This window comes from Larkinella arboricola (genome assembly GCF_003259745.1).
Taxonomy (GTDB): Bacteria; Bacteroidota; Bacteroidia; order Cytophagales; family Spirosomataceae; genus Larkinella; species Larkinella arboricola.
The window spans coordinates 198,177-223,498 of sequence record NZ_QLMC01000008.1 but is presented as its reverse complement, the minus strand read 5'-3'; the positions used below and the strand labels follow the sequence as shown (position 1 = coordinate 223,498).

The following is a 25,322-nucleotide window of genomic DNA, read 5'->3' as shown; positions in this document are numbered from 1 at the left end:
TTACTCTTCCAGAAAAGCGGTGAAAGGACTACTGGCTACGGCCGTCGGCGACGAGGCTGCCAACCGGGCTTCGTAAGCCAGCCGCCCGGCTTCTACGGCCATTTTAAAGGCAATGGCCATCTGTACGGGATTGTCGGCCACGGCAATGGCCGTATTGACCAGTACCGCATCGGCACCCAGTTCCATCGCAGCCGCAGCGTGCGACGGTGCGCCAATGCCCGCATCGACCACCACCGGCACCCGGCTTTGCTCGATGATAATTTCCAGGAAATCCAGCGTCCGCAAACCCCGGTTCGAGCCAATGGGCGCTCCCAACGGCATCACGGCGGCTACCCCCACGGCTTCAAGCCGTTTGCACAACACCGGGTCGGCATGGATGTAGGGCAATACGACAAATCCCAGCTTGACCAGTTCTTCGGCGGCTTTCAGCGTTTCGACCGGATCGGGCAGCAGGTACCGGGGGTCGGGGTGGATTTCCAGCTTGAGCCAGTTGGTTTCGAGGGCCTCGCGGGCCAACTGAGCCGCAAACACGGCTTCGCGGGCGGTGCGTACCCCCGAGGTGTTGGGCAGCAGGTGCAGATGCGGGGCCTTCAGGTGCAGCAGCGTATCGTCGTTGTCGGTGGTCAGATCAACGCGTTTCAGCGCCACCGTAACCAGTTCGGAGCCGGATGCCAGCAGGGCGGCTTCCATCTGGTCGGTCGAGCTAAACTTGCCGGTACCGGTGAACAGGCGCGACGAAAAAGTTTTATCCGCAATCTGCAAAGGTTGTGAAAGTAGGTGTGTCATCGGTTTTCCAGAATTGAAAAAGAAGTAGCGGTTTGAATGGCCTGCCAAAACGCGGGTACCTGACTGGCTGGCTCACGGGTAATGGCCCCCGAAACGGCAATGCCGTGTACACCTTCCCGAAGGAGTGCCGGAACATCGTCCACCTCGATTCCTCCAATGGCGATGATCGGCAATGAAATTCCTTCCGAAGAACAGGTAGTCAACAGGTGGCGGTAGCCCTCCAGGCCCAGGATGGGACTCAGTTTTTCCTTCGTGGTTGTAAACCGGTATGGTCCCAGCCCGATGTAGTCGGCTCCGGCGGCATGGTGGGCCCGAATGTCATCCAGGGTGTTGGCCGTGCCGCCGATGATCACCGAATCACCCAGCCTTCGCCGGGCTTCGGCTACGGGCAGGTCTTCTTTGCCGACATGAACCCCGTCGGCACCCAGTTCAGCGGCTAACGTTACGTTGTCGTTGATGATTAGCCGGGCGTTGTATTGTCGGCATACCGCCAGCGTTTCGAGGGCCAGCGCCTTCCAGTCGGCAGTATTGCGGTTTTTAACCCGCAACTGAACCCAGTCTACCCCCGCCCGGCAAGCCGCTTCGGCCTGTTCGGGGGAGGCTGTTATATAGTGTAATTGACTAATTTTCATGCACGTTTTTGCGTCTTATTGATAAATCTGAGCGCCTTGTTTGACAAACTCCTTAGCTTTGGCCTCCATCGCTTTATCCAGAACTTCGGTTTCTTCCAACCCCTGTTGCTGGGCATACGCACGTACATCCTGCGTAATTTTCATCGAACAGAAATGAGGGCCGCACATGGAGCAGAAATGAGCGATTTTGGCTCCTTCCGCCGGTAACGTCTCATCGTGGAAGGACCGCGCCGTGTCGGGGTCCAGCGACAGGTTAAACTGGTCTTCCCAACGAAACTCAAAGCGGGCCTTGCTCAGGGCATTGTCGCGGTATTGCGCCCCCGGATGGCCTTTGGCCAGGTCGGCTGCGTGGGCGGCAATCTTGTAGGTAATCACCCCGTCTTTAACATCTTTTTTGTTGGGCAGGCCCAGGTGTTCTTTTGGCGTTACGTAGCAGAGCATGGCTGTTCCATACCAGCCAATCATAGCGGCCCCGATGGCAGAGGTAATGTGGTCATAACCGGGTGCTACATCGGTGGTCAGGGGGCCGAGGGTGTAAAACGGTGCTTCGTCGCAGTGCTGAAGCTGTTTTTCCATGTTCTCCTTGATGAGGTGCATGGGCACGTGGCCCGGTCCTTCAATCATCACCTGCACATCGTGTTTCCAGGCAATCTTCGTTAGCTCACCCAGCGTTTCGAGTTCGGCAAATTGGGCCGCGTCGTTGGCGTCGGCAATGGAGCCGGGCCGCAGACCGTCGCCCAGCGAAAACGCCACGTCGTAGGCTTTCATGATCTCGCAGATTTCCTCAAAGTGGGTATACAGGAAGTTTTCCTGATGGTGGGCCAGACACCATTTGGCCAGAATGCTGCCGCCCCGCGAGACAATGCCCGTTACCCGTCTGGCCGTCAACGGAATGTAGCGCAGCCGGACGCCCGCGTGGATCGTGAAATAATCGACACCCTGTTCGGCCTGCTCAATAAGTGTGTCGCGGAAAAGCTCCCAGGTCAGGTCTTCGGCTTTACCGTTTACTTTTTCGAGGGCCTGGTAAATGGGTACGGTTCCCACGGGGACGGGGCAGTTGCGGATAATCCACTCCCGGGTTTCGTGAATGTGTTTGCCCGTCGACAGATCCATCAGCGTATCACCGCCCCAGCGGCAGCTCCACACGGCTTTCTCGACCTCCTCCTCAATGCTGGAGGTGACCACCGAATTGCCGATGTTGGTGTTGATTTTGACCAGAAAATTGCGGCCAATGATCATTGGCTCACTTTCCGGGTGGTTAATATTGGCCGGAATAATAGCCCGGCCGGCGGCTACCTCCTGCCGGACAAACTCCGGCGTTATGATGCCTTTCGGCGTGTTGGCTCCGAAGCTGTTGCCAGAATGCTGCGCTTTCAGCGCGTCGGCACCCCGGATGGCATCAATGCGCTGATTTTCCCGAATGGCAATGTATTCCATCTCCGGCGTAATGATTCCTTTGCGCGCATAGTGCAACTGCGTGACATTCTGACCCGGTTTCGCTCGTAACGGCTTACGAATGTGCTCAAACCGTAACGAATCCAAACGGGTATCGGCCATGCGCTGACGGCAGTAGACAGATGAGAAATCCGGCAACTGCTCAACATCCTTACGGTCCCGAATCCAGGACTCCCGCAACCGGGGCAAGCCTTTTTTCAGGTCAATCGGCACCGCCGGATCGGTATAAGGACCGCTGGTGTCGTAGACGGTAACGGGGGCATTGGCGGTCCGGATCTCCTGACCGTTCAGGTGGCTGATGGTATCCGAAACGGCAATTTCACGCATGGCGACCTGGATGTTGTGCAACGAACCGGGAACGTAAATTTTGCGCGAACCGGTAAGGGGCTGACGCGTGATGGTCTGCTGTGCGGGTAGTTTTTCGGTTTTCTGGCTCATACTTATCCGCCCTGCGTGGCTTGGATGAGGGTGATGGAATCGTTTTCCTGAAGAAGCGTCTGACTCCAGTGGGCGCGCGGAATAATGCGGTCGTTGCAGGCCACGGCAATGCCTTTTCGGTCGGACAGGCCGAGCGTCTGCAACAAGACCAGCAGCGTACCGGCTGGCGGACAATCGACGAATTGAGAGTTGAGTTTGACTTGCATGAGTTGGCAACCGGTTTCGGTTTGGCCAAACAGCAGGGAGGATGAAGACGAATGATCGCAATCGACGCCGGAGCGTACCGATTGGTCTATGGGATCACTTTTCCCTTCGCAGGCATTACCCTGTTCAGGTTCAAAGGGTATCATCTCAGCCCGCCCAAAGGCGGACACCCCTAAAGTTTGGCTTGTGTTAAGCGGAGCAAATATAGGAAAGAAGTGCCAACTTGTAGCTGTCCGACGGCATCAGGGGGAAATTTTGCGGAACTTCATCGCTTTCTGAAGGCTATCTTCCGTTACCCAAGCTGGTTGACAAAGAAGCCAGAAACAAAAAATACCATCCCTGGAAGGACAGCACTTTTTGATACTTGTAAAGACGCTTACAACAACCCACCAGCAACCGTAATTCGTTCACCGGTTACCCAGGCTGCCTCATCAGACGCCAGGAAAACGGCAACTTTGGCAATGTCCTCGGGTTGACCCAGGCGACCCAGTGGCGTAATCGCCAGCATTTGCTTCTCTAAATCGCTGCCCCTGATAGCCTCGCGGGTGCCTTCGGTCTCTGTCATACCCGGTGCAATGGTGTTCACCCGGATTTTCTTGGCGCCCAGTTCTTTCGCCAGTACTTTGGTCATGGTATCAACTCCTGCTTTTGCCGCCGAGTAAACCATCGTACCCGGAACCGGATTCTGGCTTACGGTAGAACTGATGTTGATGATACTGCCCCCATCGTCGCCAAAGAGGTCAACGGCGTGTTGCGTGCACAACACATTGCCCAGAAAGTGCGTGTTTACCTGGGCATAAAAACTATCCTCGGTAACGGCTTCCAGGGGTTCGAGTTTATAAACACCGGCATTGTTGACTAAAATATCCAGCCTGCCAAAAGCATTTTTAGTTTTTTCAAACAGTCTTTTTACATCGGCTGATCTGGTAATATCGGCCTGAATAGCAATGGCAGTCCCTCCATTTTGTGTAATCTCGTCCACAACCCGGTCGCCACCTTCTTTACTTGAAACATAATTGATCACCACTTTTGCACCTGCCTTTGCCAATGCTTTTGCAATTCCGGCACCAATTCCTTTGGATGAGCCTGTAACTAAGGCCACTTTGTCTTTTAAGTTCATCTTGATTTCTTCTAATGAGCTGCAATAGTAGAATGATTAGTATATTTGTGGCAAGTATGTACTTTTTAGTATCTTATGTACGAAAAAGTATCTATTATTGATTATCAGTATTTTAGAGTTGATTAAAATGAAAAATAAATCAAAGGTTTCTGAGCCGATACAACCCTGTGCTGTTGATTATGCCTTTAAGCGCATCGGGGGAAAGTACAAAGCGCGGATTTTGTGGTATTTGAACTTAAAAACGGTATTGCGTTATGGCGAGCTGAGCAGAACCTTGCCTGATATTACCACTAAAATGCTTACCCAGACCTTACGGGAACTGGAAGACGACAAACTGATCATCCGAAAAATGTACCATGAAGTCCCCCCCAAGGTTGAATATTCGCTGAGCGATACCGGGCAGGAATTGATTCCGTTTATAGCGCACTTACACAATTGGGGGAAGAAACAAATCGCCAATGAATTGCTGGCTCATCAAACCAGTCAGGACGAACGAACAGCCCGGGTATGCCAAAATGAGTGCGGGCTCGACTGACGTCTCTCAGGCAGCCGCCACAAAAGTCGCGATCACCGGTTGCATTGTGGCTTTTGTAGCCTCGATCTGCGACTTTTCGCAGACATTACCCTGTTCAGATTCAAAGGGTATCATCTCAAATTATCTTTCCAAGGATGAGCGCAATAACGGCGGCTGAATTGCTAACCCATCAGAACTGTCGGGCATACTCCAGTGGGGTCACGCCATAAAGCTCCCGAAAGCTTTTGGTAAAATAGGCCGGGCTTTCGAAGCCAACCCGGTAGGCCGTCTCCGAGCTATTGTACCCCTGACGAAGCAACTCCCTCGCCTGCCGGAGACGGTAGTTGCGGATCAGATCGCGGGTGGCTAAGCCCGTTAAGGCTTTCAGTTTTCGGTTTAACGTCGTGCGGCTTATGGCAATTTCAGCCGCCAGTTCTTCCACGCCAAAGTTGGAATTTTCCAGGTGTTTTTCGATGATTCCGTAGACCTTCTCTAGAAAGGGGTCCGTAGGCACCGAGTCCACTGAGTCGGGCAAATCCGTATGCGATTCCAGCGAAGCTTTTACCCAGGTCCGCATCCGGCGTTGTCTTTCAAGCCGGTTATGTACCCGCAATTGCAGTTCCTGTACGTGAAACGGCTTGGTTAGATAATCGTCAGCCCCGCGTGAAAGCCCTTCAAAACGGCTTTCCAGGGTTGCTTTTGCCGTCAGTAAAATAACCGGAATGTGGCTGGTGCGCTCGTCCTGTTTGATGTGCTGGCATAACGTATAACCATCCATGACGGGCATCAGCACATCACTAATCACCAGATCCGGAATTTCATCGAAGGCTAGTTTCACGCCTTCGGCTCCGTTGGACGCCCGGATGATGCGATAGGTCGGGGGTAGATTGTCGGCAATGAATTCGGCCAGTTCATCGTTGTCTTCTACCACCAGAAGCAGGGGTGCTTCTTTGGGCCCGGCGGCCTTTTCTTCTGGTTTCAATACGGGTGGAGCGGAAAGCCACGGAACCCTGACAATCGAAGGTTCGGTGCCCGAGAGCGGAGAATCGGTATGATCCGGGGCGGGCTGATGGGATGCCGCCGGTCGGCAGGGCAGCCAGACCTGAAAGCGTGTCTGCCAGGGTGATTCGCTGGCATCCAGTGGAATAACGGTGATGTGTCCTTCGAGCAACTCCACCAGTTCTTTTACCAGGGCCAGACCGATGCCCGTTCCCTGTTGCTGGCGCGTTCTGGAATCATCGGCCTGATAGAAGCGATCAAAGATGTGGGGAAGCTGCTGGGGAGGGATGCCAATTCCGGTATCGGTTACCGTCAACAGCAAGCCGTTTCTTTCGAGTAAACACACGGCCACTTTTCCAGCAGAATGATCGCGGGCCGTGCCGGAAGTAAACTTAATTGCATTGGAAAGCAGATTACTGATAATTCGTTCCAGCTTTTCGTGGTCAAACCAGTAAGGCGAATGCACCTCGGTCGTGTAGGTTAGCTGAATATTTTTGGCCTGGGCTAACTCTTCAAATGGCTGGATCAGGTTTTTGACAAATAACCCCGGCCAGCCAATGGTCTCTTCAACAAGCATGAGGTGGGCGTCGAGTTTGGTCAGGTCCAGCAACTGGTTAATAAGGCCCAGCAACTGCTTGGCGTTCCGGCTGATCAAGCCCAGCCGCTTGGCGTACGGCGTATGCTGTAATTCGGTCAGTAAGGATTCGACGGGGGCCAGAATCAGGGTCAGTGGCGTACGGAACTCATGGGTAATGTTGGTAAAGAAGCGGGTTTTCAGCTCATCCAACGACCTGAGTTGCTGGGTTTCTTTGTTCTGGAAGGCAATTTTCTGCAAATGTAATTCCATCGTCTGCCGTAACCGCAGGCGGTTGATATACGAACGAACGAACGCCCCGACAAGACCCGCTGCGGCCAGAACGTACAACCCATAGGCCCACCAGGTTGCCCACCAGGGCGGATGAATCGTAATGGCTAACCGGCGTATCCGGGGACTCCAGATCTGGGAGGTGTTCGACGCATTCAGCAGCAGGGTGTATCGACCCGGCGGTAAAGACGTGTAAATAGTCTGGGGCTGATCGGTTTCTATCCAGTTGGCATCCAGTCCCTGAAGCTGGTAGCGGTAGCGGTTTTTGGGCGTGTTGTTGAATTGCAGAGCCGCAAACCGAATGGTCAGAAAGTTCTGGTTATGGGGCAGTTCGATTCGGTCAACCGCCTGAATGGGTTGGGTGAGTGGCGAATTGTCTCCGGGTACAATGGTTTTGTTATTGATCAGCAGTTGCGTCAGTTCAACCTTCGGCTGAAAGCGGTCGTCGGCCAGCCCGGCTGGATGAAAAGCCGTGAAGCCTTCCAGACCGGCCATGATGATGGACTCGTTGGTGGGCCCGCGTCTGGGTAAGTGCAGGTAGTGAAACCGATTGAATTCATCGGCCAGCAGCCCATCCTCGTGGGTGTAGGTTTTGGTCTGGAACGTTCGACGGTTCAGACGGCACAGTCCCTGGTTGGTTCCCATCCATAAATAACCGTTCTGGTCCGGTATGACCGAATAAATCACATTATTGGGAAGACCGTTTACGGTGGTCAGACGCCGACTCGAACCGGTTTGTTTATCGAATACACACAGGCCACTTCCAAACGTACCGATCCATAGGCGGTTTGGATCATCCGGGTCGTTTGACAGACTGATTAACACATTACTGTTTAGCGAAGTCGGACGGGAAGGCTGGTGGACAAACTGGCGCAACTGGTTCGTGCGCCGATCGAGTCGAAAGAGCCCGTTCTGGGCGGTAGCCAGCCAGAAAGCCTGCGGATCAATCACCATCTGCACCACTTCGCCGGTATGGGCCGGATCAAACTGGTGAGGCATACGAATCCATTCTTTCCGGTTGGGTTCATAGCGCCAGAGTTGGCCCGCATCCAGCACCAGCACCCGATTCTGTTCGTCAGTAACCATCGGCTTGGTAGGTTTGGGACTGTTGGGCCAGCGGGCGGGGAAAGGAATCTTCACCAGCTGACGCGTCGTTAAATCAACCCGGTAACCCACCGACAACCCCGTATTGAGCCAGGCTATTCCCCGCTGATCAATCGTGTACCGAAAAAAGTAGGGGTCAATCATCCGTTCTTTCGGGATAAGTTGCGGAGAAACGTCAAGCCACCATTGCAGGAGATCCTGGAAGAAACCGCTTTGGTAGGTTGCGGTTTGAAACTGATGAGCCCGCAGATCGTATTTAAGTATACCCGATCCATCCGTGCCCATCCAAAGTACATCCGACTGGTCAATGAACAGGCTAAGACACCGTTTGGAGGGCTTCGGAAAATGGGCAACGACCTGAAGACCCTGTTCTTCGGTATACCGAAAAAGGTAATTTCGGTACGCTGCGTATATAGCCCCCCGGCTGTCCCGGGCTATCTGGAAGCCCCAGTAATCTTTTTCATCCTTCGTAGGCGGTAAGGCATACGGGATAAGCGTACCGGTATGCGTATCCCAGACGGAAAAAAAGTTTTCCGAGCCAAGGAGCAACTCACCGGTAGGTCGTTGATCGAGGGTGTGGATGCGATTTTTTTCCGGCAAGGATCGGGGTGATTTGGCTATAAAGTGTTGCGTGTGTTCATCAAAGTAGGCTAATCCGGTGTTGGTCGTAATCCAGACGGTCTGATCGTTGTCTTCCAGCACGCTTCTGCCGGTCATCGTCGTGGTTATTGGATGATTATTTTGCGGAAACCACCGGAACTTACGGGTTTTCAGGTCAATACAGGCCAAACCGTCGTTCTCAAAGGATACCCACAGCCGGTTGTGATGATCCGGATAAATGCCCCGAACGGAACGCTTCCCGAAGGCACGTTGAAAGAACGGTAGATGGGAGAAATTGGTAAATCGTTCAGTTTTAGGATCCAGCCTGTCAATGCCGCCCTGCTCGGTAAGAATCCAGATTTGACCTTGATTATCAAGCCGTAATTTGGCGACACCGGTATAGGAGAGGGAAGGACGACCATCCGTTGAAGGTTGAAATACTTTAAATTGATGACCATCATAGCGGCTAAGGCCATCGCGGGTGGCTACCCAGATAAACCCCTGTTGGTCCTGCACAATAGAGGTAACAAAAGCCTGGGGTAATCCCTGCTGATAATTAATGGGTACAGGATGTGGTAATTGAATGGATTGCGCAAATAAATAACTATTGGTCAACAACAGAAACAGCCCCCGTATCCTTCGGTAATAGATTTTTACAAACAACCTCATTCGGATATACTCGCAAAATGTTTTATAGAATTGATAAGATGCTGAATACGCTTCTCCTTATATTTTATGCTGGATGATTTTATAAGAGTGTGTTTTGAATTAGCAATTCAATTTCTTGCTATAATTAAGTCAGCATAAGCTACTCTTAAGAATGCTTCGGCTGAGTTACTGGTCTTTTCATAATCACGACTCAACCGACGGTACATGTTCAGCCAGGCAAAGCTCCGCTCAACTTGCCAACGGCCTCGTTGCGGAACAAATCCCTGAGTCGACTCGGGTCTTTGACAGATTTCAACTTGGTATCCGCACCAACCTGCTGCTTCTGCAAACTCGCCCCGGTATGCTTTGTCAGCGGCCAATAAGGTCAGCCGCTGGTTCATTGCTTCGAGCTGCCACAACAGTTCTTTACCGGCTTCTCCATCCTGAACGTTAGCGGCTGATACGTGAATGGCTACTGGCAAGCCTAAACTATCCACTGCCAGGTGACGTTTACGTCCATTGATCCGTTTATTGCCGTCGAGTCCGGTGTCAATACTGACCCACAAGCCTTTACGAACACTCTGGCTGTCTACTGCCAGCCGACTGGGATGAGCAGCACGTCCTTGGCGCTGACGCTCTAACTCCACCAATCGATTGAGCAGTCGTTGCCAAGTTTGGTCGGTTTGCCATCGGCGGAAGTAGTAATAGACCGTCTGCCAGGGCGGATAATCGCCAGCCAGGTTCCGCCATTGACTACCCGTATGAGCCAACCAGCGAATGGCGTTTACTACGGAGCGTAAACTGACTCGGCGTTTTCGACCTGAGTCAACATAGTTTTTAATAACTTGCCAATGGGCATCGGACAAATTGACAAATTGAGTTCGCATGGTGAATAAGATTCGACACCTTAATCTACCACGATGCCCACTTCTTTACTCAAATGTTGCCAAACGGCCAAAAACTCTTCAGATCAACCTCAAACATGCTCTAAGATAGTAAGTATATTTATGAAAATTATAATCTAAATATAAGCGATCTTTATTATTTCAGAAGTGATATTGGTTCTTTCTACGAAAGAAACCTATTTAAGGTGTCAACAACCAAGTTCGTAAAATGCCGGTAGTCGCTCTGCGTAAGTTTATTTATCAGCGGTTTTTTAGGTTATAAAAGACTTAGTGTCGGGTAGTTTCACGAGGAGAACCGCTAGTAAAATTTCAGCTTACATACTAGCACTCAAGCCTTCCTGCGTATATACGTTGCTGACCTGAATTTTTTAATGTATTTGGCTGGACGTTTACCCACCTTGTTGCGCGTTTGGAACTCAAAATCCACTATGTTTGAATGATTTAACAAACGTTTGTCATTATTTTTAACGGTTCGAAACCAAGCTATTTCTGATTTTTTTGGTTTGTCTTTTTATAATCGTCAGTTTAAGGGCCAAGTTCTATTAATCACTTTGAAACGTTTCCGGAAGGAGTTATGCTTCTAAATTTATAGCATTTGTCTTTTCTCTTATAACTTCCCTGAATTTCAAGGTCTATTTTTGAATTCTCTTTGACGAAATCATCGGTATGGCAAGTGGTGCGTAAGGTCCTGTTTTGTCAAAATGACGTACCTGAAACATTTTTAAAAGCTTCATTTGTATGAATAAGATAGATAATACTAAAAATAGACTTGTTACTCTTTTATTAACATATGTCAAATCAGATTTTGTTTTATAATAATTAAGTAAAAACCGCTAGATGGAAAGTGTTTAAGCTTGCTTAATGTTAAATGGAATAAAAGGTGAAGTACTTGTTAGTGTCTATATGTGAATACAAGTGCCTGTTTCATACTAATAGTCTGCTTTATTGTGAAAAGTACAAAAGAATGATAGGTATATTTTACTTTGCTTTATTTTAGTATATTCACCTGTGTTCTCGAGGTTTATACGCATTTGGTGTTGTTTTTATCGCTATTCTTTAGCGGTTGATTAGCTGGTTCGGTCTTATCCAATACAAGACGTAAAAGCTTCTTACATTGATGGGTTGTTCTGCGCATATTGCTTCTCGATAGGGCAGAGGCAGGGAAAATCCTGATGCCTGCGTGTTACCCGATACTTACTTCATTATATCTATTATCCTGTTTCTTAATTAACCATTCACTTACTGAAATCACATGAAAAATACATCTACCCGATTCGCGTTGGTGATGAACAGTATCTGCGTATGGCTGGCACTTGTTATCTGTTTTAACGCTCCCGATGCCTGGGGTCAAGGTAAAGGACCCGATAAAAATAAGTTTAAGGGCCTGTATAAACTTATAAAAAAAGTACGTGGTGGCAAACCTTCCAGGGAACAGGTCCGCAACGGTAGCTTTAACTTTAAGTCCAGCCGGCTCAAAGACAACCCCAACGGCCGGCTCGACATCACCGCCGGTCTGAAAAACCCCACCTCCCTGCAATTCGGTCCCGATGGCAAACTCTATGTGGCCCAGCAGAACGGCCTGATCAAGGTGCTGACCATCGTCAAAAACGCCCCCAACGACTACTCCATCGCCAGCCAGGAAACCATCAGCCTCATCAACACCATTCCCAACCACAACGATGATGGCTCGCTGGCTCCCTCGGTGACCACCCGACAGGTCACTGGTCTGCTGGTCACCGGTACCGCCACCAACCCCATCCTCTACGTCAGCTCCAGCGACAGCCGCATCGGCGGACCCGAGGGTGATTTGAACCTGGACACCAACTCGGGCATCGTCTCCAAGCTGACCAAAACCCCCACTGGCTGGCAGAAAGTGGACCTGGTCCGGGGGCTGCCCCGCTCGGAGGAGAACCATGCCACCAACGGTCTGCAACTGGATGGCAACAAGCTCTACCTGGTAGTGGGGGGCCACACCAATGCGGGTAGCCCCTCAACCAACTTTGCCTATACACCTGAGTATGCCCTGGCGGCCTGTGTGCTCTCGATTGACCTGGCGGTGATTGAAGCACTGCCTACCCGGGGCAGCGGCAACACCGCTTACAAGTATGATCTGCCCACCCTGGACGACCCCAACCGGGCGGGCAACCCCGATGCCAATGATCCCTTTGGGGGCAATGATGGGCTGAACCAGGCCAAGCTGGTAGCGGGTGGTCCGGTGCAGGTGTTTGCCACAGGGTTTCGCAATGCGTATGATCTGGTGATCACCCGGTCCCGCAAGATGTACGTGACGGACAACGGGGCCAACCCGGGTTGGGGTGGTCATCCAGCCAGTGAGGGGGTGGGTACGGCCACCAACAACTATGTAACGGGGGAGCCGGGTTCGACGGGTTCGGGTCCGAATGATCCCAAGGTCAACAACCTGGACAACTTTCACTATGTGGGGGATTTGCGGACGTATGTGCCGGGCAGCTTCTACGGGGGCCATCCGCACCCGATCCGGGCTAATCCAGCGGGGGCGGGTTTGTACACTCACAACGGTACGAGTGGGGTATGGCGTACCAGCAAGACGGGGTCCAACCCACTGCCCAGCGACTGGCCCCCGGTGCCTGTTAATATGGCCCATCCCATCGAAGGCGATTTTCAGAATCCGGGTGAAAAGGACAACGCCTTGATCACCTATACGGTATCGACCAACGGGATTGTGGAGTACACGGCTTCGGGTTTCAACAACGGCCTGAAGGGGCATCTGCTGGTGGCTTCCTTTGATGGGACCATTCAGAAGATCACCCTGAATGCCAGTGGTACGGGGGTGACCAACAGTCTCGGTGCGAAGAAAAAGAATCTGGACCTGCCGTTTGCTTCCAACTTTGGCTCGCAGCCTCTGGACATCACCGCTCAGGGCGATAACGACATTTTTCCCGGTACGGTCTGGGTGGTATGTTACCTGCAAAACCAGATTTATGTCTTTGAACCCGAGGCTGCCGGGGGTGGGTGTTCGGCGGCTTACAGCACGGCTTTTGACGATGATGGGGATGGTTACAGCAACGCCGATGAGATTGATAATGCCTCCAACCCCTGTTCGGCCTCGAGTCGGCCCGGTGATGCGGACGGTGATAAGGTGTCGGACTTAAACGATCCGGATGATGACAACGATGGGCTGGCCGATGAGGTGGACTATTTTGCGCTCGATGCCAGCAATGGCATGACTACCACGCTGCCTCTGGAGTACAACCTGTTCAACAATGATCCGGGCACGGGTTTGTTTGGGTTGGGCTTCACAGGATTGATGCTGCCCATGCAGACCGGAATTGATTACCTGGATTTATTTGATGAGCAGAACCTGGTAGCAGGTGGGGCTGTCGGCGCTTTTTCGGTGGTCGAAGCTACGCCGGGAGATCCCTATCAGGCGGTAAACACCCAGGAAAACGGTTTTCAATTTGGCATCAATACCAACAGCACACCGGGTCCGTTTAGGGTGCAGACCCGCTTGCTAGGTCCTTTCTTCAATAACCGGACTCCGCAGTATCACCAATCGCAGGGCTTATACATTGGTGTGGGCGATCAGGACAACTACCTGAAGGTAGCACTGGCAGCCGATGGGGGAACGGGCGGCATTGAAGTGGTATATGAAAACAACGGGGTAGCCAGCAGCATAACGTATACATTGCCGGGGGGATTGCCTACCGGGTCACTCGATCTATATTTGTCAGTGAATAAAGCAACGGGTAAAGTTCAACCTAGGTACGCAAAAGACGGGGGGGCGCTGGTGGATCTGGGGCCTTCCATTACCGTAGGAGGAACGTTGTTGCAGGCCATTCAGGGGGGACGTGCCCTGGCTGTGGGCATTGTAAGTACCTCACTGAACTCGACGCCCTTCACGGCAACCTGGGATTTTATCCGGGTGACGCCAGAAGCCGCCGTTGCCAACACGGCCCCGGTGCTGGCTTCGATTGGAGGCAAAACCGCCACCGTTGGACAGGCCTTAACCTTCACGGCCCAGGCTACCGATAAGGACCTACCGGCTCAGACGCTGACTTACAGCGTCAGCGGTCCAGCCGGTGTGAGCATCAATGCCAGCACGGGCGCCTTCAGCTGGACGCCCACCACCACGGGCACCTTTAGCCTGACGGTGAAAGTGACAGATAACGGTTCTCCGGCCCTGTCAGCCCAGGAAGTTATCAGTGTAACGGTTAATGCGACCAGTTCCACGGGGCCAGCGGTGGTGAGTGTAAGTTTGATGAATGCCACCACCGATCAGGAGATTCGAGTGTTAACCAACGGTGATCAGATCAACCTGGCTGCGTTCACCTCACGCAATGTGAACCTGCGGGCCAACACCTCGCCGACTACGGTGGGGTCGGTCAAGATGGTGTTGAGTGGTCGCCAGAACCGGACCCAGATTGAGACGGGGGCTCCCTACAGCCTGTTTGGCGACAGCAACGGAGACTACAACAACTGGATTCCACCGGTGGGTAGTTACACGCTGAAGGTGACGTCCTACACGGGGGCGGGGGCGACGGGTACAGCCGGCACACCATTGACCATCAGCTTCACGGTTGTAGAGCAGGCTCCTCAGGCTACCAACACGGCTCCGGTGCTGACGGGCATTGGCAGCAAAACCGCTACAGTGGGCCAGCCGCTGAGCTTCACGGCTCAGGCTACTGATAGCGATGTGCCCGCTCAAACGCTGACTTACAGTGTATCCGGTGCCGCTGGTGCCAGCATCAACGCCAGCACGGGGGCCTTCAACTGGACACCGACCACGACGGGTAGCTTTAGCCTGACGGTGACAGTAACCGATAACGGTTCTCCGGTACTGTCGGCTCAGGAGGTTATCAGTGTGACAGTAGGGGCGGCTCCGGTCGCTCAACAGACTCTGGTCAGCTTCAGCCTGATGAATGCCACGACCGATCAGGAGATTCGGGTGTTGAGCAATGGCGAGCAGATCAATCTGGCCACGCTGGGAACACGCAACATCAACATCCGGGCCAACACCAACCCGGCTACGGTGGGCTCGGTGAAGATGGTGCTGGGTGGCAAGCAGTCGCGCACGCAGACCGACAACGGGGTTCCGTATGCGTTGTTTGGCGACAGCAACGGTAACTTCAACAACTGGACACCTGCTTTGGGCAGTTACACGCTGACGGGCACACCGTATACGGCTTCCTCAGCCGGGGGCACCGCTGGTGTACCGCTGACCATCAGCTTCACGGTTGTAGAGCAGGCTCCTCAGGCCACCAACACGGCCCCGGTGCTGGCTTCGATTGGAGGCAAAACCGCCACCGTTGGACAGGCCTTAACCTTCACGGCCCAGGCTACCGATAAGGACCTACCGGCTCAGACGCTGACTTACAGCGTATCCGGTCCAGCCGGTGTGAGCATCAATGCCAGCACCGGGGCCTTTAGCTGGACACCCACTACGACGGGCACCTTTAGCCTGACGGTGAAAGTAGCCGATAACGGCTCGCCGGCTTTATCGGCTCAGGAAGTTATCAGTGTAATGGTCAATGCGTCCAGTTCCACGGGTCCTGCGGTGGTGAGTGTAAGTTTGATGAATGCCACCAGTGATCAGGAGATTCGGGTGCTAAGCAACGGTGATCAGATCAACCTGGCTGCGTTCACCTCACGCAATGTGAACCTGCGGGCCAACACCTCGCCGACTACGGTGGGGTCGGTCAAGATGGTGTTGAGTGGTCGCCAGAACCGGACCCAGATTGAGACGGGGGCTCCCTACAGCCTGTTTGGCGACAGCAACGGAGACTACAACAACTGGATTCCACCGGTGGGTAGTTACACGCTGAAGGTGACGTCCTACACGGGGGCGGGGGCGACGGGTACAGCCGGCACACCATTGACCATCAACTTCACCGTTGTGGAGCAGGCTCCCAATGGACGGGTTGAGGCTGACGCCGAAGCGGAAGAGATGCAGGTGATCTATTATCCGAATCCGTTCCAGGAATCGTTTACGCTACAGGTGCAGGGACGAAATAAAGGCAAGCTGCCGGTATTTATCCATGATGCTTATGGCCGACTGCTTTTCATGTTGGAGGACCTGACGCAGACAGAACAGCTTATTCAGTCCGGCAAGCAATGGCCAGCGGGCTTATATATCCTTCAGCTAGGAGAGGGGAAAAGAGCCCGGCGGTATAGGCTCGTGAAATTAAAGTAAAATAAAAAAGCATCGTGTTACAGCCCTTTTGGGAAGCAAGATGCTTTTTTTTATGCCTTCTGTTTTTGCTGGAGAGCACCGGGAAGCACAAATTGGGTAAGCTCTCCACAGCCGGAAGTCAACATCTTCCGGCCGTTTTAACTTCGAATAAAGCGTGGTTGCTGAACGTTACGAAACTTATTTTTAATACGGCTGGCTTTTGTTTCGTATTTTAGTTTAAATTTATATTAGATAAGTCTAATTGTGTTGACGTTAGTAGCTGTAATTATTCCCTTTGCTCAAGGTGACCTGCGCCATAAAACAGCCGTTAGGACACGTCTACTGCTTCGTATTTAAGTGTGTCATTAACCCTAACCTTTCTTGTTATGACTTCTTTCATACGCTTCCCTCATTTTTTCTCCTCCGCGTTGTTATCTGGTTGCCTGATCGTCGGGCTCTTTTTTACTCGTTTATCGGCCCAAACCATTCATACCATTGCGGGCAACGGTATTTCGGAGAATAGTGGTAATGGCGGACCCGCAACCAGCGCCGGTCTAAGCGGCCCCCGGGGCCTGGCCCTGGATGCGCAGGGCAATCTGTTTATATCGGGTGTTAGCCAAATTCGGAAAGTAACCACCGATGGTATTATCCGGGCAGCCGTTGGCGATGGAGAACTGGGTTTTAGCGGAGATGGTGGACCGGCTATCAACGCACATCTGAGTGTTGTCGATGATATAGCCATTGACGCGCAGGGCAATCTTTTCTTATCCGATAATTGGAATAACCGCATCCGCAAAGTGACGCCGGACGGTATCATCAATACCGTCGTGGGAAATGGCGTCCGGTGTAGTAAGGAAACCGGTTGTTTCGGTGGCGACGGCGGACCGGCCATCCAGGCGAGTCTGGATGGGCCTACGGGGATAGACATCGACGCGCAGGGCAATCTGTTTATTGCTGATTACTTCAACCACCGGATTCGGAAAGTAACGCCCGATGGCATCATTACCACGGTTGCGGGCAACGGGAGCTATGGCTTTAGTGGTGATGGGGGCCCTGCAACCAGCGCCAGGCTGAACTTTCCAGGGGATGTTGCCGTAGATGCGCAGGGCAATCTGTTTATTGCCGACCAGTATAATCACCGCATTCGGAAAGTGACTCCTCAGGGCGTCATCACCACCTGGGCCGGGAATGGTATTTCGGATTTCGGGGGTGACGGGGGGGCGGCAACCCGTGCCAGTTTAGACTATCCCAGCGGTATACTATTGGATGCAAAAGGTAATTTACTCATTGCGGATGGCGGCAATCACCGGATTCGTCAGGTGACCCCGGACGGTATCATCAGCACAATTGCGGGCAATGGTCTGGCAGGCTTTAGTGGTGATGGCGGCTTGCCTACTCAGGCCAGCTTAAACGGGCCGAGTAGTATAGCGGTCGATGTCCAGGGTAATCTCTACATCAGCGATAGAAACAACTATCGTGTCCGCAAAGTGACGCCGGCTGCCGTCCCGCTGACGGTATTCAGTGTGAGTCTGATCAATGCTCATACCGATGGGCCGATTCGGGAGCTTATGCCGGGAGAGGAGATTAATCTGGCGGGGCTACCCACCCAAAACCTGAACCTACGGGCCAATACCGCGCCGGCCACTGTCGGTTCCGTCGTTATGCAGCTCAGCGGTACGCAGTCGTTGACACAAATTGAGAATGCAGCTCCTTATGCCTTGTTCCAGGATAACAACGGTGATTACAAAGGATGGAAACCGGCAGTCGGCTCTTACACACTGACGGCGACGCCCTATACCGGCCCTAATGGTACGGGGTCGGCGGGTACGCCGTACACCTTCAGTTTTACGGTGGTGGATCACCTTAACGTTGAAAGCTTTAGTTTGATCAATGCGATTACGCAGCAAACCATCCAGGAGCTTACCGACGGTCAGGAGTTGAATCTGGCGAGCCTGCCCAGCCACGTATTTAACATTCAGGCAAACACCAATCCGGCTACAGTGGGGTCGGTGGTGATGCAGTTGAGCGGTACCCAGACGCGCACTCAACTGGAAAATACGGCTCCTTATGCCTTATTTAAAGATGGGAATGGCCAGTACCGAACCTGGAAACCCGTTCCCGGCTCTTACACACTGACGGCGACGCCCTATACCGGCCCCAATGGTACGGGATCGGCCGGTACACCCCTGACGGTGAGTTTTCAATTCGTTGCTCCGGCAGCCGCCCGTTGGGGTGCCGACGTTGCGTTGGAGCCGGGTGCTATCCGGGTATTTCCCAATCCCTTCCGTGAGTCGTTTACCATACAGTTTCAGGGGCCGCAAGCCGTCGGTCAGCCGGTTCGGCTATATGATTTATGGGGCCGTCTGGTCTGGCAGGAAACAAGTGAACGAACGGAGCCGCAAATCACACTGCATCCTGGCCTGAACAACGGCGTATATGTGTTACAGGTCGGCACTGGTCCAGCCGCCAAACGGCACAAACTGGTAAAGGTCCCTTAGGTTTGTGTCCAGAGCCTGTCAGTTTCAGGAACGGTTATTGCCACGTTAATGTCACATAATAGAAGCCGCCCACGCTCGGTCCGGCGACAAACGTGCTATAGGACCGATTCGTCAAATTTGTGGCCCCAAGTTTCAGGTCAAGTTTTAGGCTCTGGATGCGGTAACTCGTTTGAGCATCGACGGTATGAATCGCTGGCACCATGCCGGTTGCCAGCGAGGATTGCCACAAAAAGGAACTCTGGTGTTTATAGGCAACCGAGAAACCGAGGCCGTACCACAGATTGGCGTTCGAAACACGCAGATTCGTGATCCATTTCGGCGTGTTGAATGCTTCTTCCAATCCGTCTCCACTTTCCTTGCGGCTTAGCTGGGCCAGCGATGCGTTGCCGGAGCAATCCGTTCAGCATGATTTTTACCAAACGGCTATTCCGGAAAAGAGCAGGAGCCCGCTTATTTTAAGCGATACGACTGAATGACAAGATCAATTGCGGGATCAAAGCCGGGCTGCCACCGAATTTTCTGATCAAAGGAAATGTCCGTAATTCGTTTGTTGGTTACCTGCCGGGTCGCTAAAAATTCTTTGGCATCGGACAGGTTATCAACCCGGCTGGTGACAATAACACCCTTTTGCAAAAGGCTTGGCACGGCCCGATACTCGACCGCCGAATGGTCTTCGGCGCTGATCGTCATGGTGAGTTGCGGGGGTTGGAAAAACATGTTCAGTGCTTTCCCGTAGGCCGTATACTGCGTCCTGGCATAGACAATATGCAGCAGCGAATCGGTTGTTGCCAGGTGTAACTTCTGACCCATTACAATCCTTTTGGTTTGCTGGCGAACCAAGGTTAGCTGTTTGGTCTGGCGGTTTTTTCTCAGGAAAAGCTGCTGATTGCTTTCGTCAACGGTGCTATAGCGTTGCAGAAGAGCCAGCAGGGTCTGGGTTTCATCCGCGAGGGGGTACTTGCCGTCAATGCCCGTGTATTCGAAAATAACCCATTCCGGGGCGGATTCTGACAGGTATTTGTCCCGGTTTTTGGCATCCAGATACGCATTGTAAGCCTGATACGATTGCAGGGCCGGCCGTGGATTGTAATTTAATCCATTGAAGTATACCGTTGATATTTCATTGGGAATCACATCAACGGTCTGGCGGCCTATCTTTTGGCGAATCGAATCGGGAAGCGTAGCCTGGGGAACGGGGTAGGAGTGGGTGACGGCCTGCTGAAGATAATGCCTGACCAGCAGTGCTTTCTGGGAGAACTCGGTAGCATAATTAACGGGTATTTTTCCGAAAATCGGGATGTAAAACGTCAGATAAATAACGCAGTTCAGGACCAGATACCCAAAGAACGTCTTTTTCAGCCAGGCTTCCGGGACGCTAACCATCACCAGTAACAGCAGCAGGCTAGACTGTTTGATAAAAACGGTAAGATGCCCGTCGTCCGCTCGGGTAAAGGCGTACTTCAGCAGGACAAAGGAGATGATCAGCAGCCAGAAAAGTGTAAAGAGCGTAATGTATGGGCTGTCGTTGCGTTTTTGAGGGGCAAAACGTAGCCGGACCAGATAAACGATGGCGGTAAGAAATTGCAGCAGAAAACACCCGTAAGCCAGCAAAACCACCCGCAGCTTATTTTCCGGATAAAGTGCCTGAGATTCATTGTACCCGTCGATGACATGGAGACTTGAAATCAGGTAGCCAATTAAATCCGTATGCAGCCAGTGGGCTCCGGAGATGAGCAGTAAGCCTAAAACCGTCAGGCTGGCCAGATACTCTTTTACGTTACCACGCTGAACGACAAACCGAAACGACAGTAAACTAGCGGTATAGCCCAGAATAATGATCCCGTAGTTGGCCTTCATAAAAAAATTGACGGCACTAAGCACAAGCAGGTAATAGAGCAGCAGCAGATTGGGCTGGTACAGATAGCGCACACCCCAGTAGATGACCAGGTAAAACCACAGGAAGTGAATCCATTCGCCATGCATGCTATTGACGATGGCCCATAGGGGGAAATAAAGCAGTAAATGCCAAAGTTTGAGAGGGTTGGGCAGAAAACTATAGAGCAGAACGACCAGGTTGATAGCCACGAAGGAATCGACCAGAAAGAGTTCGAACGGGGCGGTGGTGATGACATACCGTTGCAGCCAGCGCCCTAAGGGGCCATAGGTATAGATAACATCTTTTCCCCACACCAGCTTTTTCTCATAAATAATCTCCAGCGCCATACGCCACGAATTATCAATACCGGCACTGGGCGTATGGGCAAAATCGAAATAGGGAAAGGAGAGGATGGCTAAAACAAAGATGTAACCCACTTTGATAAGTTCGCTCTCAATCGCAACATTGAAGATTCTGCCAACCGTAATCGGCTGTGGAAGTCTGTAACTACTCGTAGGAAACATACTGGTGTGGTACTAAATTGTCAAATTGGTAAACTTTAAGTATTACTTTGCGTATAATTACTAATAAAAACAAACTAAATATACTTAGTTTTGAATTGGTTACTTAACGATTTGTACTTAACTTATTAGACGGCGGATAGCGTCCATTTAGTCCTATTTTTACAGGAGAACGAGAAGCGGTATCCAGGCTTACGGTGTAGGATACGGTAAAACTTTTCAACGTAACCCTTTATGTTGTGACCGATAATTGGTCGGTATGAGAAGGCAGGTAGTAGACTGTCCGCGTATACCGGAGCGATCCGTATAGTCGTTAAGAATATACTTTTATGTATATTATCTTGTAATTCAATAATTTATCGACATTGTTGTTCAGCGGACTAAAATGGGTTGGCAGGAAGCCGGTATTCTTACTGAACACCGATTTGTTATTGGATTTTTATGGATGTTGACATATGGATTCAGTCAGGAAGAAGGGTTAGCCGGACACCGTGGAAACTACGGTATGGTTAATGAGATACGGCTTGTTTTGGAATTGCTGTAAAATACCTACTGATAGAATTGTGTATGCGCTACAGAAGTATAAGTTGGTATTTTAAGGGTTTATTTTGAGTTGGAAAAATCCATGATCTTAAAGCCTTGGTTCATATAAATAGGTAAATAGACTTAGATTTGTAGTGTCGTTTTCCGAATGCCGTTCTGCTTTCTGACACGTATTGATGAATCGGAGAGGGAGTAAAAAGGTGATCGGAAAATTAAATGAAAAAATTAGGAGGGGGCTATTCACCTATTCGAACTAGGTCAGATAGATAACCAGAATCGGTCGAAAAGCCGGTTTAAAGAGCAGGAAACCTTGCCTTGGGTAGATTAAAAAGTAGAATACGGCTTAATGGTTAAGAACACTTATCAGCTTTTAGGTGTTTATTGAATCCCGGATTATTGCCTAGACCAGACCCTTTAGATGCTTATGAAAGCCCTGATTAAACAGCTTTTAAACCATATTCCTTATATCCGGAATATGCGCCTGCAATTGGAGCATTATCAGACAATGTTTCCGCCAGGACATTTCTATAGCCCTATCGTCAACGTCGAGGAATTAACCCCGCTTCGCACCACCTTATTCTCCAGGCGTCCCAGGCAGTTAAAAGGCATTGACTTACGCAAGCGGTTTCAATACCGGCTCTTGCAGGAGCTTGCCCTGTTTTACCCAACGATCCCCTTTCCGACTCATCCACAGCCATCCTGCCGGTATTACTACCACAATGATGTGTTTAGTTTTGGCGATGCCATCATGCTGCATACCATGATGCGGCATTTCCAACCGAAGCAGATCATTGAGGTAGGGTCCGGTTTTAGCTCCGCCGTTATGCTCGATACCCGGGAGTTGGTCGGCGATGAGGCCCTCAAACTTACCTTTATCGACCCCAATCCGGAGCGGCTCTACAGCCTGCTTCGTCCCGAAGATCGGTCTGTGGTGACGATTCTGGAGTCTGGCGTACAGTCGGTTCCGGTGCATTTATTTGAGGCACTCCAGGCCAATGATATTCTTTTCATTGATTCGACTCATGTGGCCAAAACCGGCAGCGATGTCAACTACATCTTTTTTGACATTTTGCCCAATCTGAATAGTGGAGTTATTATTCATTTTCACGACATTTTCTACCCGTTTGAATACCCCGAAGAGTGGGTGCTGGGCTGGAAAGGCTTTGGCTGGAACGAAAGCTATATGCTGCGCAATTTCCTGATGTACAATCACGATTTCGAGATTCTTCTTTTCAACTCCTTTCTGCACCAGCAGTATCCGGGCTGGTTTGCCGAGCATATGCCCCTGTTTCTGAACAATCCCGGAGGGAGCCTCTGGCTGCGGAAGAAATAAAGCGTTGATGGTATAACGGTAGTATTCCGATGAATCCGCCTGGTTGTGTTCTGAACGTTTCTATTTCCGGACGTGTAGCGATATACCGGGTAAGCGATGGAAGTAAACCGTTTTATTTGATCGTACTTTCTGGCAAACCCAGGTACTAGCGTAGGAACTCCCTCAAAAAACAGCTATAGAATTGGTCAATGGAAGCGTCCGGTTTGTTAACCTTTGTTTGGGAGGTTTATAAAACATTTACCTATGTTTGTTGTTCAACAGACATACTCATAGCACGTCTCTTATCCTAAGGTTGTAATTCGTTCATCTGAGTTCTTCTCCGCTCCTGTACTCTAAGCTGTCGGCCAAGCTGCTCTAAATCCGACAGATATGTTTTTTACTAAAGATGAGTTAATCCGTGCCCGTCAACTTTTTGCAGCGCAAAGCCAGCATATAAACAGTCAGATGAAGGCTATACTTGATCGGATCGATAAGGTTTTAGAGAAGCAGAAACGTGCGCAGAAGCGTGACCGAACACGCCTTAAATAGGCTGAAGATGCCATGTTGATGGTCTGGCCTGAGCCATAGGTGTACGGTATATCTGGCCTACACGGTTACGATTTGACGGTTTAGGTATTTAGATCATTGAGGGCCGTTTCCTCATTAGTCGGTGAAAGTCAGTGATTGGAAACGTTTTTAAACTGTTACCTATCCCAACCATACATGTTTCTTTATTTCTCCTACTTATGTCCGGATGGATATGAACAGCGTCATCATCTCCATTCGCAGGATATTGAAGAAATTCATCTGGATACATTAAATTGCTTTATTGCTTTTGGTTTTGTTCTCCAATCTGCTTATCTGATTGACGAGCAAGGCTGCCGTACCCATTTGCCGTTAGAAGCATTCGATGGGTGGCCGATGGCCCATCACCTGCAAAAACTGCAGGAGCAGTATCAGGGGGCGTTAATTTCATAAAACGCTGGTGTTACGTATGGATTTAGCTACCTATCTTTAAAACCAATGTGGCTGTTTTTTTCTTCTGTTTCGGCTTCGGGAGAGGTTTCCACTCATAGCCATTATTGCTGCGAGGTTGAAGGCCACTTTGATGTGCTTAATAGGTGTGTTACGGCAGGTTACACGCTTCTATCCGCTTTTGTAATCGACCAGGGCCAACGTACAGACTTACCGTTAGAAGCATTTGATGGTCAACCCGTGAGTGCCTACATCAAGGATTTGCAGGAGCAATATCAGCAGGTATTAAGTTCATAAAACGCAGGAAGGTTGCGTCAACAAACCTCTGACTCTAAGTCATTCAGTTATTGGCTGGATCGTGTGTCTTAATCCTTAAGCGTTGAAAAACATGCGGCAAGGGATTTACGACAGAGTGCCCTTATCAGGAGAAAACGTCCGTTTAATATATTTAAAAACTGTTTAGAATAAGGTGAGTAAAATTTAGCTAAAATTGCTTGGTATAATTTTAGAAGTGAGTATAAGCTTGCACTCGTCCAATACAACCCTGCGAATACAACCCTGCGAAACTCAAATGATTTATGCGTATTTACGAATTTCTACTGGTAGGCAGTCGGTAGAAAACCAACGATTTGAAATCCTTAAGGCCACCAATGCGAAAAAGGTGTTGATAGATGAATGGATCGAAGAAACGGTTTCGGGAACAAAAGGTTCCCAGGAGCGTCAACTTGGATTTATCCTAAATAAGGTGACTAAGGGTGATGTCATTTATGTAACTGAACTTTCTAGGATTGGTCGTTCACTATTGGAAATAATGTCTATCCTTCATCAATGTATGTCAAAGGAAACAATAGTAGTTTCAATCAAAGAAGGATATGAACTAGGAAATAATATCTCTTCTAAAGTTCTGGCCTTTGCTTTTGGACTATCCGCTGAGATTGAACGCCAGTTGATAAGTCAGCGAACAAAAGAAAGTCTTGAACGGAAGAAAGCTGAAGGATTAATTTTGGGGAGGCCAATAGGATCTAAGTCGAAAGAGACTAAATTGTCTGGAAAAGAAGGAGCTATCAGAGAGATGTTAAGTAACAAGATTAGTTATTCTGCTATTGGCCGGATCCTAGGTGTGAATCGTCAAACAGTGACCAATTTTGTAAAAAGTAGAAGATTGTAACAACTAAATAT

The 25,322-nt window shown here is 50.7% G+C and carries 16 protein-coding genes and 1 riboswitch; of the genes, 7 read left to right on the top strand and 9 right to left on the bottom strand.

What is annotated here, in order from left to right; translation table 11 throughout:
• From LX87_RS26000 to LX87_RS25980, 5 genes are all read right to left on the bottom strand, one after another.
• Complete coding sequence (locus tag LX87_RS26000) at positions 1–786, bottom strand: thiazole synthase (protein WP_111631228.1); 786 nt, start codon at positions 784–786, stop codon at positions 1–3.
• Entirely contained in the window at positions 783–1,418 is a 636-nt protein-coding gene (locus LX87_RS25995; protein WP_111631227.1) for a thiamine phosphate synthase, read from the bottom strand. Before LX87_RS25995 ends, LX87_RS26000 begins: the two co-directional genes overlap by 4 nt.
• Before the next feature lie 15 nt (positions 1,419–1,433).
• Positions 1,434–3,311 (bottom strand): phosphomethylpyrimidine synthase ThiC, encoded by a 1,878-nt coding sequence (gene thiC / locus LX87_RS25990; protein WP_111631226.1) that lies wholly within the window; start codon positions 3,309–3,311, stop codon positions 1,434–1,436.
• Positions 3,312–3,313: 2 nt separating this feature from the next.
• The gene (thiS, locus tag LX87_RS25985; RefSeq protein WP_111631225.1) at positions 3,314–3,517 is read right to left on the bottom strand and encodes a sulfur carrier protein ThiS; all 204 of its coding nucleotides are present in this window, start codon (positions 3,515–3,517) and stop codon (positions 3,314–3,316) included.
• 84 nt (positions 3,518–3,601) lie between these two features.
• Positions 3,602–3,699, bottom strand: a riboswitch (TPP riboswitch).
• A gap of 192 nt (positions 3,700–3,891) precedes the next feature.
• Positions 3,892–4,635, bottom strand: a complete 744-nt coding sequence (locus LX87_RS25980; protein WP_211325374.1) for an SDR family NAD(P)-dependent oxidoreductase — start codon at positions 4,633–4,635, stop codon at positions 3,892–3,894.
• A 97-nt stretch (positions 4,636–4,732) separates the two neighbouring features.
• Here LX87_RS25980 and LX87_RS25975 point away from each other — a divergent pair, with 97 nt between their 5' ends.
• Complete coding sequence (locus LX87_RS25975) at positions 4,733–5,170, top strand: winged helix-turn-helix transcriptional regulator (RefSeq protein WP_229310825.1); 438 nt, start codon at positions 4,733–4,735, stop codon at positions 5,168–5,170.
• A 169-nt stretch (positions 5,171–5,339) separates the two neighbouring features.
• Here LX87_RS25975 and LX87_RS25970 read toward each other — a convergent pair whose 3' ends face one another.
• Entirely contained in the window at positions 5,340–9,386 is a 4,047-nt protein-coding gene (locus LX87_RS25970) for a hybrid sensor histidine kinase/response regulator transcription factor (RefSeq protein ID WP_111631223.1), read from the bottom strand.
• Between the two features lie 107 nt (positions 9,387–9,493).
• Positions 9,494–10,252 (bottom strand): IS5 family transposase, encoded by a 759-nt coding sequence (locus LX87_RS25965; protein ID WP_111631222.1) that lies wholly within the window; start codon positions 10,250–10,252, stop codon positions 9,494–9,496.
• 1,270 nt (positions 10,253–11,522) lie between these two features.
• On the opposite strand from LX87_RS25965, the gene LX87_RS25960 reads away from it, so the two are divergent.
• Both LX87_RS25960 and LX87_RS25955 read left to right on the top strand, forming a co-directional pair.
• Positions 11,523–16,439 carry a putative Ig domain-containing protein gene (locus LX87_RS25960; protein WP_111631221.1) on the top strand — a complete coding sequence of 1,639 codons (4,917 nt, stop codon included), beginning with the start codon at positions 11,523–11,525 and terminating at the stop codon, positions 16,437–16,439.
• A 365-nt stretch (positions 16,440–16,804) separates the two neighbouring features.
• Positions 16,805–18,916: an NHL domain-containing protein gene (locus LX87_RS25955; protein WP_111631220.1), complete on the top strand. Its 2,112-nt coding sequence runs from the start codon at positions 16,805–16,807 to the stop codon at positions 18,914–18,916.
• 34 nt (positions 18,917–18,950) lie between these two features.
• On the opposite strand, the gene LX87_RS25950 is transcribed toward LX87_RS25955, so the two are convergent.
• Positions 18,951–19,256 (bottom strand): TonB-dependent receptor, encoded by a 306-nt coding sequence (locus LX87_RS25950; RefSeq protein WP_111631219.1) that lies wholly within the window; start codon positions 19,254–19,256, stop codon positions 18,951–18,953.
• 110 nt (positions 19,257–19,366) lie between these two features.
• Positions 19,367–21,316 carry a hypothetical protein gene (locus tag LX87_RS25945; RefSeq protein WP_111631218.1) on the bottom strand — a complete coding sequence of 650 codons (1,950 nt, stop codon included), beginning with the start codon at positions 21,314–21,316 and terminating at the stop codon, positions 19,367–19,369.
• Positions 21,317–22,280: 964 nt separating this feature from the next.
• Between LX87_RS25945 and LX87_RS25940 the strand changes: the two genes are divergently transcribed.
• From LX87_RS25940 to LX87_RS25930, 4 genes are all read left to right on the top strand, one after another.
• Entirely contained in the window at positions 22,281–23,189 is a 909-nt protein-coding gene (locus tag LX87_RS25940; RefSeq protein ID WP_211325373.1) for a class I SAM-dependent methyltransferase, read from the top strand.
• 702 nt (positions 23,190–23,891) lie between these two features.
• Complete coding sequence (locus LX87_RS25935) at positions 23,892–24,146, top strand: hypothetical protein (RefSeq protein WP_111631217.1); 255 nt, start codon at positions 23,892–23,894, stop codon at positions 24,144–24,146.
• 45 nt (positions 24,147–24,191) lie between these two features.
• Positions 24,192–24,440, top strand: a complete 249-nt coding sequence (locus LX87_RS28660; protein ID WP_146624563.1) for a hypothetical protein — start codon at positions 24,192–24,194, stop codon at positions 24,438–24,440.
• Positions 24,441–24,714: 274 nt separating this feature from the next.
• On the top strand, positions 24,715–25,311 hold the full coding sequence (locus tag LX87_RS25930) for a master DNA invertase Mpi family serine-type recombinase (protein WP_111631216.1): 597 nt from the start codon (positions 24,715–24,717) through the stop codon (positions 25,309–25,311).
• Positions 25,312–25,322 lie beyond the last annotated feature (11 nt).